General features: G+C 64.6%; 12 protein-coding genes and 1 pseudogene. 9 read left to right on the top strand and 4 right to left on the bottom strand.

Going from position 1 to position 11,299, the window contains the following annotated elements; genetic code table 11:
- On the bottom strand, positions 1 to 428 hold a 428-nt coding region (locus tag EOA27_RS07260; RefSeq protein ID WP_145970284.1), incomplete at its 3' end, for a (2Fe-2S)-binding protein.
- 258 nt (positions 429 to 686) lie between these two features.
- On the opposite strand from EOA27_RS07260, the gene EOA27_RS07255 reads away from it, so the two are divergent.
- Together EOA27_RS07255 and EOA27_RS07250 are read left to right on the top strand one after the other, a co-directional pair.
- Positions 687 to 1,871: an FIST N-terminal domain-containing protein gene (locus EOA27_RS07255; RefSeq protein ID WP_126082240.1), complete on the top strand. Its 1,185-nt coding sequence runs from the start codon at positions 687 to 689 to the stop codon at positions 1,869 to 1,871.
- 5 nt (positions 1,872 to 1,876) lie between these two features.
- Entirely contained in the window at positions 1,877 to 3,214 is a 1,338-nt protein-coding gene (locus EOA27_RS07250) for a hybrid sensor histidine kinase/response regulator (protein ID WP_126083771.1), read from the top strand.
- Positions 3,215 to 3,223: 9 nt separating this feature from the next.
- Here EOA27_RS07250 and EOA27_RS07245 read toward each other — a convergent pair whose 3' ends face one another.
- Positions 3,224 to 3,907, bottom strand: a complete 684-nt coding sequence (locus EOA27_RS07245; RefSeq protein WP_126082239.1) for a response regulator transcription factor — start codon at positions 3,905 to 3,907, stop codon at positions 3,224 to 3,226.
- Positions 3,908 to 4,132: 225 nt separating this feature from the next.
- Here EOA27_RS07245 and EOA27_RS07240 point away from each other — a divergent pair, with 225 nt between their 5' ends.
- From EOA27_RS07240 to EOA27_RS07225, 4 genes are all read left to right on the top strand, one after another.
- The gene (locus EOA27_RS07240) at positions 4,133 to 4,831 is read left to right on the top strand and encodes a fumarylacetoacetate hydrolase family protein (protein WP_126082238.1); all 699 of its coding nucleotides are present in this window, start codon (positions 4,133 to 4,135) and stop codon (positions 4,829 to 4,831) included.
- Positions 4,828 to 5,478, top strand: coding sequence for a maleylacetoacetate isomerase (gene maiA / locus EOA27_RS07235; protein ID WP_126082237.1), 651 nt, complete (start codon positions 4,828 to 4,830; stop codon positions 5,476 to 5,478). The genes EOA27_RS07240 and maiA overlap by 4 nt, the downstream gene beginning before the upstream one ends.
- Positions 5,479 to 5,652: 174 nt before the next feature.
- Positions 5,653 to 5,946 (top strand): DUF4262 domain-containing protein, encoded by a 294-nt coding sequence (locus EOA27_RS41470; protein ID WP_210211612.1) that lies wholly within the window; start codon positions 5,653 to 5,655, stop codon positions 5,944 to 5,946.
- Positions 5,947 to 6,001: 55 nt separating this feature from the next.
- A complete protein-coding gene (locus EOA27_RS07225) occupies positions 6,002 to 7,042 on the top strand; it encodes a zinc-dependent alcohol dehydrogenase family protein (RefSeq protein WP_126082236.1) in 1,041 nt (346 codons plus the stop codon).
- A 66-nt stretch (positions 7,043 to 7,108) separates the two neighbouring features.
- On the opposite strand, the gene EOA27_RS07220 is transcribed toward EOA27_RS07225, so the two are convergent.
- Positions 7,109 to 7,972, bottom strand: a complete 864-nt coding sequence (locus EOA27_RS07220) for a DMT family transporter (protein WP_126082235.1) — start codon at positions 7,970 to 7,972, stop codon at positions 7,109 to 7,111.
- Between the two features lie 102 nt (positions 7,973 to 8,074).
- Between EOA27_RS07220 and EOA27_RS07215 the strand changes: the two genes are divergently transcribed.
- The 3 genes from EOA27_RS07215 to EOA27_RS07205 are packed head-to-tail and all read left to right on the top strand — an operon-like array spanning position 8,075 to position 11,029.
- Positions 8,075 to 9,559: a PLP-dependent aminotransferase family protein gene (locus EOA27_RS07215; protein ID WP_245467010.1), complete on the top strand. Its 1,485-nt coding sequence runs from the start codon at positions 8,075 to 8,077 to the stop codon at positions 9,557 to 9,559.
- 55 nt (positions 9,560 to 9,614) lie between these two features.
- The gene (locus EOA27_RS07210) at positions 9,615 to 10,196 is read left to right on the top strand and encodes a TetR/AcrR family transcriptional regulator (RefSeq protein ID WP_127255825.1); all 582 of its coding nucleotides are present in this window, start codon (positions 9,615 to 9,617) and stop codon (positions 10,194 to 10,196) included.
- Positions 10,193 to 11,029 (top strand): DMT family transporter, encoded by an 837-nt coding sequence (locus tag EOA27_RS07205; RefSeq protein WP_126082232.1) that lies wholly within the window; start codon positions 10,193 to 10,195, stop codon positions 11,027 to 11,029. Before EOA27_RS07210 ends, EOA27_RS07205 begins: the two co-directional genes overlap by 4 nt.
- Positions 11,030 to 11,177: 148 nt before the next feature.
- Here the strand turns inward: EOA27_RS07205 and EOA27_RS43105 are convergent.
- Positions 11,178 to 11,299: pseudogene (locus EOA27_RS43105) on the bottom strand (MaoC family dehydratase); the annotation flags it as partial.

The raw sequence follows: 11,299 nt of genomic DNA, 5'->3' as shown, positions 1-11,299 counted from the left end.
ATGTTGTGGTAGCCCGTGCAGCGGCAGATGTTGCCTTCGAGCTCGGCGCGCACCGTCGCCTCGTCCAGACCCTCCGGATGGCGCGCGATCATGTCGGTCGCCGTCATGATCATGCCTGGCGTGCAGAAGCCGCATTGTAGGCCGTGATGCTCCTTGAACGCGGCCTGGACCGGATGCAACTCGGCGCCGTCGGCCAGCCCTTCGATGGTGACAATGGTCGAGCCTGAGGCCTGAACGGCCAGCATTGTGCAGGATTTCACCGCCCGGCCGTCGACATGCACCACGCAGGCGCCGCATTGCGACGTATCGCAACCGACATGCGTTCCGGTGAGACCCAGATGCTCCCGCAGGAAATGCACCAGCAACGTTCGGTCTTCGGCGCTCCCGCTGACCCGTTTCCCATTCACAGTCAAGGACACGTCCGACATGCAACCTCCCTGGGTATTAACCTTGGTCCTCACCCTGCCGATGCCGTGCTGTGCTTCGGCAGTACCATTCGCGCACCGTACAACGCGCAAAACAGCGCTGCCAGCGCCGGTTCCATTGTACTTTCGATCATGGCAAAAGTTATGTGCAGCGCAGCAACCGGCCCCATTGCCAAATCAGGGATTGAGGGCAAAGATGCCCTCGATGCGGAGCGTGCCTGGCACGCATAGAAAAGACACCCATAAACCGCGTCGCAAGAATTGCGGAGAAGGCAGCTGGCCAGTTCGAGCACACGCTATGCATCGGGCCTATCGGCGCTCACCACGGATGAGCCCGACCCGAATGCCTTTGCCCGGGCCATCGCGGCCGAAGCGGCGATCGTCGACGCCGGTTTCGCGCTTCTGTTCTTCTCCCAAGGCCTTGTCGACGCGGCGGCGCTGGCGCAGGCGCTGAAAGCATACGCGCCCTCGCTCGCCTATGCCGGCTGCTCGACCGCCGGCGAGATCACGCCGCAGGGACTGGAGGAAGGGCATATCCTTGCCCTGCTTTTGCCTTCGGCGTCGTTTTCAACCGTCTCCGTCATGGTCGAAAACCTCTCTTCGTCCAGCATGGACAGTATCACCGGCGAGGTCGCGGCGTTGCGGCGCCTGCTGCGCGAGCGCATCGGCCACGACCGCTCGAACCAGTTTTTCGCGCTCTGTTTCATCGACGGGCTGTCCTATGCCGAGGAAGCGGTGACCTCGGCCATCCACTGGGGACTGGACGACGTCCCGCTGATCGGCGGCTCGGCCGGCGACGACCTCAAATTCGAGACGACCAGGCTGATGGCCAATGGCAGGGTCGCCTCCGATAGCGCCGTCATCGTGCTGGTTGCGACCGAAATTCCTTTCCACGTCTTCAAGACCGACAATTTCATCCCGACCGACGAGAAGCTGGTGGTGACGGCGTCCGACCCCGACCATCGCATAGTGCGCGAATTCAACGCCGCCAACGCGGCCGAGGAATACGCAACCTCCGTCGGCATCCTGCCGCAGACGCTGACGCCGCTGAGCTTTGCCTCGCACCCCGTCGTGGTGAAGGTCGGCGGCGAATATTATTGCCGATCGATCCAGCGCATGCATCCTGACGGCTCACTGTCCTTCTTCTGCGCCATCGACGACGGTATCGTGCTTTCCATCGCCCAGCCGAAGAACATGGTGGAATCGACACGCACCGCTTTCGAGGATGTCGAGCACAAGCTCGGCGGGATAGATATGATCCTGGGCTTCGACTGCGTGCTGCGCCGGCTCGATGCGCGCAACCGCCAGGTCTTCCGCGACATTTCCGAGCTCTACCGGACCAACAAGGTCATCGGGTTCGGCACCTATGGCGAGCAGTACCGCTCGATGCATCTCAACCAGACCTTCACCGGCATCGCCTTCGGCGAGCGCCAGGCGGCCGAGTGAACGGCATGCCGCTGCGCGACATCGACGACGTCGACAGGCTGAAGAAGATCAACGCGGCGCTTGTCAGCCGCGTCGAGCGCTCGATGGACCAGCAGGGCAACGCCTTCTCGCTGTTCCAGACCGCCATCTCGCTGGAAAACCGGGTGCGCAACCGCACCGAGGAATTGCACGCGACGCTACGCCGGCTCGAGCAATCGAACATCGAGCTCAGCGCGGCGAAGGAAAACGCCGAACTGGCGAACCTCTCCAAGACCAGGTTCCTCGCCGCCGCCAGCCACGACGTGCTGCAGCCGCTCAACGCCGCGCATCTGTCGGTCTCGGCGCTGGCCGAGGTCCAGACCAGCGAGGAAGGCAGGAAGCTGGTGCGCCAGGTCGAGCGCTCGCTGGAGACGATGGAAGACCTGCTGCGCACGCTGCTCGACATCTCCAAGCTCGACGCCGGCGTGGTGCAGCCTGAGATCGGCGACGTCAGCCTGGAGACGCTGTTTTCCTCGCTGCGCTCGGATTTCCAGCCCGAGGCTGAGAAGAAAGGCCTGTCGCTGAAGTTCCGGCCGGTCAATGTCGTGGTGCGCTCCGACCGCACCCTGCTCAGGCGCATCCTGCAGAACATCCTCTCCAACGCGCTGCGCTACACCCGCTCCGGCGGCGTGCTGGTCGGAACCAGGCATCGCGGCGACACCATCCGCATCGACGTCGCCGACACCGGCTGCGGCATTGCCGAGGACCAGCGCGAAGCGGTGTTCGAGGAGTTCCACCGCGGCACCTCGACACTTGCCGACGGCGGATTGGCCGGCGGGCTGGGGCTGGGCCTCGCCATCGTGCGCCGCATGGCGGCTGCCCTTGGCCACCCCGTCACCTTTTCCTCGAGGGTCGGGCGCGGTACCATCTTCCACATCGACGTGCCGATCGGCATGGCGGCCGCCGAACCGGCGACAGGCATCGCCGACATGGACCGTCCGCGCGGCTACGGCCTCTTCGGCACCAAGGTCCTGCTGGTCGAGAACGACGCCGACGTGCTCTCCGCCATGACCTCGCTGCTCGAACGCTGGCAGTGCCTGGTGCGCGCCGCGACCTCGACCGACGACGCGCTCGATCTTCTGGGCGACACCGATTGGGTGCCCGACATCATCATCGCCGACCAGCATCTCGACGGCGGCGACCTCGGCACCGCCACCATAGCCGAAGTCCGCGACTATCTCGGCCGTTCGGTGCCGGCGCTGATCGTCACCGCCGATGGGTCAGAGCACGTCGCCAAGGCGACCCGCGCCGCCGGCATCGAGCTGATGCGCAAGCCGCTGAAGCCTGCGCAGCTAAGAGCGCTGCTGGCGCATTTGCTGGCTTAGAACTGCCCCTCAAAACCCCGCCTGATCCCGAAACAACTCCGCATTATCCAGCTTCGACACCTCGATCACCGCCTGCGTGCGGCTGTAGACATTGAGCTTGCGCAAGATCTCCGAGACATGCGCCTTCACCGTCGTCTCGCCCACCTGCAGCTCGTAGGCGATCTGCTTGTTGAGCATGCCCTGGCGCAGCATCTGCAGCACCCTGAGCTGCTGCGGCGTCAGCCTCGCCAGGCGCTGCACCATATCGGCGCGGTCGGTGCTGTCGGGGTCGGGCGGCTGGCCCTCGTAATTTTCCGGCACATAGACGGCGCCGTCCATCACCGAGCGGATGGCGGCGGCGAGATCGCTCTTCCTGGCCGATTTCGGGATGAAGCCGGCCGCGCCGTAGGACAACGCCTCCGAAATGATCTTCGGTTCCTCATAGCCTGAGACAATCACCACCGGCAGCCGCGGGTAGCGGGTCCTCAGCTGCAACAGCCCCTCGAAGCCATGCACGTCGGGCATGCTCAAATCGAGCATCGCAAGATCGAACGGCTTGGCGTCGGCGAGGAGTTCGATGGCCTCCGTGATCGAGCGCGCCTCGACCGTGTCGACGTCCGGATAGGCCATCTGCACAGCGCTGTGCAGCGCCTCGCGAAACAGCGGGTGGTCGTCGATGATCAGGAAGCGGGCGCGGTCGCTGACGGAGCTCATTGCACGGGTTCAGGCATCGGTTCGGTTTCGGCCGGTACAGGATAGTCCGGTGACCATGGCCAGATTATTGGCAAATAGTATATCGCCCAATGGTACAGGGCCCCAATGGCACAGGGCACTGCCATTGGAACGACAGGCCGATGTGCGCGGGAGCGTCCTCAGTCTTGCCCGGCCGTCGAAATCGGCCGAAGGTGCGCACGATTCATGCCAACACAGAGACAGCCCATGCCAGAATTCATCCTTCCGCCGCCAGCAACCGCCTCGGTCGCTATTGCCGGCTCCGTGGAACGGTTTGCCGTGCGCCGCATCTTCTGCGTCGGCCGCAACTATGCGGCGCATGCGCGTGAGCTCGGCAACGACGAGCGCGATCCGCCCTTCTTCTTCACCAAGCCGGCCGATGCGGTTGTCGACAGCGGCGCCGAGATCTCCTACCCGCCGCTGACCGCGAATCTGCATCACGAGATCGAGCTGGTCGTCGCCATCGGCAAGGCCGGCTTCCGCATTCCGCGCGCCGATGCGCTCGCTCATGTCTGGGGCTACGGCGTCGGCGTCGACCTGACCCGCCGCGACCTGCAGGATCAGGCGAAGAAAGCGGCACGTCCGTGGGACTGGTCGAAGGCCTTCGACCAGTCCGCGCCTTGCGGTCCGCTGGTTCCGGCCGCGACATCAGGACATCCGGACAAAGGCCGCATCTGGCTTGCCGTCAACGGCGCGGTGAAACAGGACGGCGATCTTGCCGAGCTTATCTGGCCGATCGCCGACATCGTCTCGATCTGCAGCGAGGCGGTCGAGCTTCGCCCGGGCGACCTGATCTTCACCGGCACGCCGGCCGGCGTCGGTCCGGTTCAGGCCGGAGACAGGATCACCGGCGGGGTCGACGGCATCGGCACGGTCGAGGTGGCCATCGGACAACCGAGGCGATGAGCGACCTCGTCCTCCACAATTACTACCGCTCCTCCACCTCCTACCGGGTGCGGATCGCGCTGGCGATGAAGGGGCTGGACTATACCTATGTGCCGCATCATCTGCGGCACGGCGAGCATCTCGAGCCCGCCTATCTCGCGATCAACCCGCAAGGGCTGGTGCCGGCGCTGGTGCTGGATAACGGCCGGCTTTTGACGCAGTCGCTGGCGATCATCGAATATCTCGACGAGATTGAGCCCGAGCCACCGCTGCTGCCGAAGGATGCGTTGGGTCGGGCTCGCGTCAGGATGCTGGCGCAGATGATCGCCTGCGACATCCACCCGGTGAACAATCTGCGCGTGCTGACCTCGCTGCGCACCTTGTTCGGCGCCGGCGACGAGGACGTCGTCAACTGGTTTCGGCACTGGGTGAACGAAGGCTTCCAGTCGCTTGAAAAGATTCTCGCCTCCTCGCCCGAGACCGGCGCCTTCTGCCATGGCGACACGCCGGGCATGGCCGATATCTGCCTTGCCGCGCAGGTCACCAACAATGCCCGCTTCGGTGTCGACATGGCGCCCTACCCGGTAATCGCGCGCATCAACGCCGCCTGCATGGCGCTGCCGGCGTTCCAGCAGGCAGCGCCGCAGAACCAGATCGATGCCGAGTAGGGAAGCCAAAGACGCCGAGGAGGCCAAGGCACTGGCCGACATCGACGAGTTCGGGTGTCATATCCTCTATGTGCTGGAGGAGGACGAGAATCCGCCATTCGCATACTCGGTCGGGATAGAGCACAATTTTGGCGTCCCTGATTGGTCGTCATCGGGCTCAAGCCGGAGCTTTCGATGACCATCGTCAATGAGTACTGCAGACGCGTGCGCGGCGGCGAGAGGTTCCGCATCGGAGAGCGGGCGTCGGGTTTCCTGGGAGGTGGCTTCGACTGTCAGTTCGGTGCGGTCCACCCGGACCACTATCCCGAATATTTCGGTTGGAATATCTGGTTCTACGACGGGCCGGATTTCCGGATCATGCAGCTAATTTTTCCAACAACCTCCGGCGTTTGGCCATGGGATGCCGAGGCCGATGAATGGGTTCGCAAGCGGCAGCCCCTTCTAGACCGACCACCGTTGCCACCTTAGTTCGGATCGTCGTCCAGCCACCTGCCATTGAACTGACATATATGGAAGCAATCCTATGAAAGCCGTTGTCTTCGAAAAATTCGGTGAGACGCCGACCATCCAGACCGTGCCGGATCCAAAGCCCGCCCCGGACGGCGTCGTCATGAAAGTAGAGGCGACCGGGCTTTGCCGCAGCGACTGGCATGGTTGGATGGGCCATGACGACGGCATCACCTTGCCGCATGTTCCCGGACACGAGCTTGCCGGCGTCGTCGTCGCCGCCGGCAAGCAGGTCAGCCGCTGGAAGGCCGGCGACCGCGTCACGGTCCCCTTCGCCGTCGGTTGCGGCCGCTGCTTCGAATGCACCTCCGGCAACCATCAGGTCTGCGAGCACCAGACGCAGCCGGGCTTCACCGGCTGGGGCTCGTTCGCCGAATATGTCGGCATCGAGCATGCCGACACCAATCTCGTGCGCCTGCCCGACGCGATGGAATACGCTACCGCGGCAAGCCTCGGCTGCCGCTTCGTCACCTCGTTTCGCGCCATCGTCGACCAGGGCCGGGTGACCCCCGGCGAATGGGTGGCCGTGCATGGCTGCGGCGGCGTCGGCCTGTCGGCGATCATGATCGCCAGCGCCATTGGCGCTAACGTCATTGCCATCGACCTCACGGACGAGAAGCTGGAATTCGCCAAGAAGATCGGCGCGGTGGCGACCATCAACGCCTCGACGACGCCGCACGTGGTCAAGGCCGTCAAGCAGATCACCAATGGCGGCGCGCATATGTCGATGGACGCGCTGGGACACCCGACCACCTCGTTCAACTCGATCTCGAACCTGCGCCGGCGCGGCCGCCATGTTCAGGTCGGGCTGATGCTGGGCGAACATGCCCGCCCGCAAGTGCCGATGGACAAGGTGATAGCCTTCGAGCTCGAGATCCTCGGCAGCCACGGCATGCAGGCCTATCGCTATTCCGCGATGATGGAGATGATCCGCACCGGCAAGCTCAAGCCCGAACTGCTGGTCGGCAAGAAGATCAGCCTCGAGGAAGCGCCCGCGGCCCTGATGGCGATGGGTGGCTTCGAGGGCATTGGCATCGGGGTCGTGACGAAGTTCTGAGCAATTCCAGGAAAAGTGTGAAACGGTTTTCCGTCCGGAATTGCGTCAAAGCAAATCAGTAGGCGTCTACCGTGCAAACCTCTTCGCCCCGAACACGCATGCCACGACGCCGAGCGTGACGACCACCATCATCGGGCTGACCTGTTCGTGCAGCAGGCTCGCCGCCAGCGCCAGGCCGAAGAAGGGCTGCAGCAATTGCAGTTGCCCGACGGCGGCTATGCCGCCTTGCGCCAGGCCGCGATACCAGAACACGAAGCCGATCAGCATGCTGAACAGCGAGACATAGCCGAGCCCGATCCAGGCGCTCGAACCGACGGCCGCGAAGGATGGCGGCAGCGTCGCGAAGCTCAACGCCAGCATGACCGGCAGCGACAGCGCCAGCGCCCAGCAGATCACCTGCCAGCCGCCGAGCTTGCGCGACAGCTTGGCCCCTTCGGCGTAGCCCAGCCCGCAGACGATGATGGCGCCGAGCATCAGGCCGTCGCCGACCGGTGAGGCAGTCACGCCTTGCGCCAGGGCAAAGCTGGCGACCAAAGCGCTGCCAAAGCACGAGAACAGCCAGAAAGCCGGGCGCGGACGGTCGCCGCCGCGCAGCACGCCGAAGATCGCGGTCGCCAGCGGCAGCAGGCCGACAAAGATGATCGAATGCGCCGAGGTGACATGCTTCAACGCCAGCGCCGTCAGCAACGGGAAGCCGACCACGACACCCAGCGCGACGACGGCCAGCGAGACCAGATCCCCTCGCTCCGGACGTTTCTCGCGGAACAGCAGCAGCATCGCGATCCCCAGAAGGCCGGCGATCGCCGCCCGTGCCGCCGTCAGGAAGGTCGGGTCGAAATCCATCACCGCCAGCCGCGTCGCCGGCAGCGATCCGCTGAAGATCAGCACGCCGATGAAGCCGCTGAGCCAGCCGTCGAAACTCTTTTCCATGATCTGCTCCGTTTGCGCTTCCCTACCGGCGCAGGCCATGGTGTCGCCAGAGACAATGGAGTACAATTCCACAAAACTGTAATGGTCGGCAGGGAAGTACAGATGGACACATCAGGCCCAAATGCCAGCGGCGCCACCCTCGTCGAAACCGTCATGGCGGCGATCCGCCAGCGTATCGCGGCGCGCACGCTGACGCCCGGAGCCCGCCTGCCGTCGATACGGGCCATGGCCAAATCCATGCAGGTTTCGAAGTCGACCGTGGTCGAAGCCTATGAGCGCCTCACCGCGGAAGGCACGATCCGTTCGCGCCCGGGTTCGGGTTTCTACGCCGCCGGCCAGCTTGCGCCATTGTCACTCGCCAAGATCGGCCCTCGGCTTGACCGCGCCGTCGACCCCCTCTGGGTGTCGCGGCAATCGCTCGAAGCCGGCGAGGAGATGCTGAAGCCCGGCTGCGGCTGGCTGCCGGCGTCCTGGATGCCGCAGGCTGCCTTGCGCCGGGCGCTGCGCAGCGCGGCGCGCGCTGACGACGTGGCGCTAGCGGACTATGGCACGCCGCTTGGCCTAGCGCCGCTGCGCCAATTGCTGGCAAGGCGCATGACCGAGCATGGCGTCGAGGTCTCGCCGGACCAGATCATGCTAACCGACTGCGGCACCCAGGCCATCGACATTTTGTGCCGCTTCCTGATCGAGCCCGGCGATGCCGTGCTGGTCGACGATCCCTGCTACTTCAACTTTCATGCTCTGATGCGCGCCCATCAGGCCAAAGTGGTCGGCGTGCCTTACACGCCTTCGGGACCGGATATCGAGCTTTTCGCCGCGGCGCTCGCCGAGCATCGGCCGCGCCTCTACATCACCAATTCCGGCATCCACAACCCGACCGGCGCGATCCTGTCGCCGGTCGCCGCGCATCGGTTGCTGAAGCTCGCCGACCAGGCGGATCTCACCATCGTCGAGGACGATATTTTCGCAGACTTCGAGCACAGCGCTGCCCCAAGGCTCGCGGCGTTCGACGGGCTGCAGCGCGTTGTCCAGATCGGCTCCTTCTCCAAGACGCTGTCGGCCTCGGTGCGCTGCGGCTTCATCGCGGCGCCACCCGATTGGATGGAAGGCCTGACCGATCTCAAGATCGCCACGACATTCGGCGGTGCGCGGCTGTCGGCCCACCTGGTGCTGACCTTGTTGAAGGACGGCAGCTACCGCAAGCATATCGAGCAGTTGCGCACGCGCCTGTCGCGCGCCATGGCCGAGACCGCCGGCAGGCTGAAGGCGATGGGCATCACGCCCTGGATCGACCAGCCTGCCGGCATGTTCCTCTGGTGCCGCTTGCCCGACGGCATCGACGCGGCGGAAGTCGCGCGCAATGCGCTGTCGGACAATGTCGTGCTGGCGCCAGGCAACGCCTTCAGCCTGTCGCACACCGCCGGCCGCTTCATGCGCTTCAACGTGGCGCAATGCGAAGATCAGCGCATTTTCAGGGCCCTAAATAACGCGATGGCGGCTCCGCCGCAAAGCCGCGTAGGTGCGACCGGGCTCGAAGCCGGAGGCCCGTCGCGCTTGCCTCCCGCCTCCGGTCCAACCGGCAATTGACAGGCCTCGTCGCGCAGGCGTAGATAGACAGACCTGTCTCATCACCGCCACTATCATGACCGAACCGGCCAGAACCGACAAGCGCCAGCATATCGTTGAAACCGCCTATGGCCTGTTCAAGCGCGTGGGCTTCCACGCCACCGGCATCGACCGCATCATCGCCGAAGCCGACGTGGCCAAGATGACCATGTACCGGCACTTTCCCAGCAAGGACGATTTGATGGTCGAGGTCCTGGCCTACCGTGCGGGGCGCTTCGAACGTCAACTCGACCGTCTCGCCGAACAGGCGGCCACGCCCGAACGGAAAATCGGCATAATCTTCGACTGGTACGGTCGCTGGTTCCACAGCGCCGACTTCCACGGCTGTCTGTTCGCGCATGCCCTGGCCGAGTTCGGCGATCCGGCGCACCCGGTGTTTCAGGCCGCCGCCAGGCAGAAGAACGACCTCAAGCGCCGGATGCGGCTGATCCTCGAAGAGACGATGCCCACCGACGAAGCCGACAGCACTTCCGCCGCCCTGCTAATGCTGATCGAGGGCGCGACGCTGATGGCCCGGATGGGGCAGCCAGACTCCGCCAGTCGCGACGCCCGCAAGGCGGCAATGGCCATCCTCGCCGCGCCGGGGAGACCGCGATGAGCGCGACGGTCATTGGCCTGGCACTGTTCGCCGCGATCCTGCACGCCAGCTGGAATGCCTTCCTGCGAACCGGCAGCGACAGACTGTGGACCGTCACGGTCATGAGCTTCTCGGCAACGATCGCCGCCATTCCGCTGGCGATCTTCCATCCCCTTCCAGTGTCATCGGCCTGGCCCTATATCGTTCTCTCGGGCTGCCTTCAGGTCGGCTACAGCCTCTTTCTCGTGGCGGCCTATCGCTACGGTGAATTGGGACAGGTCTACCCGATCGTTCGCGGCTCTGTGCCGCTCCTGGTGACGGTTGGTGGTTTCGTTCTGGCCGGCGAGCGCCTGAGCACGCTTCAGACCCTTGGCGTCGTCCTCGCCGCGCTCGGCATCATGAGCCTTTCCCTTGGCAAAGGGCGCGCGGCGACCAAATCAATCCTGTATGCCTTGGCGACCGGCGTGATCATCGCGGCCTATGCGACGGTCGATGCCATCGGTGTCCGCTCGGTGGGAAGCTCGGGCGCCTACACGGCCTGGGTGCTGTTGACCTACGGCGTGCTGCTCCCGGTCACGTTCATCATCTGCCGCGGCAAGCTCACGGTGGACTTTCGTTCACCGGACGCGCTGAAGGCGCTTGGCGGCGGGATTTTCGCCCTGATTGCCTACGGCGCCGTGGTTGCGGCCTTCGCGCTCGGGCCGGCCGGTCCGATCACGGCCATCCGCGAGACGAGCGTGGTTTTCGCGGTGCTGATCGGACGGCTTTTCCTGGGCGAGACGCTGACGCCGAAGCGCATTGCGGCCTGTGGCGTTGTCGCGCTAGGCGCTATCTGCCTTGGCTATCATGGTTGACTACGGCCGAGAGGCTGTTTCGAAATTCGCTCTGGCGAGTCATTGGTGCGGTTTCGAGAACCGGAGCGGAGCGGACTCTGCGTCCGTGAGCACCGGAAGCGCAGAAACGCCCCCAGATGGCTGCCGGAGTAGAATTTCCAAACGGCCTCTAAGCGCCTGCCCGCTTGCGGCGCTCATACATCATCACCAGCGTCTCGGCGGTCAGCGCCGGCTTCTGCTCGCCTTCGATCTCTACGGTGTTGGCGGCCTTCATAAGATACTGGCCGGGGC

The sequence above is a fragment of the Mesorhizobium sp. M2A.F.Ca.ET.037.01.1.1 genome (assembly GCF_003998075.1).
Taxonomy (GTDB): Bacteria; Pseudomonadota; Alphaproteobacteria; order Rhizobiales; family Rhizobiaceae; genus Mesorhizobium.
Note: the sequence above shows the minus strand (reverse complement) of the source record. Positions and strands in the feature narration are given on the sequence as shown.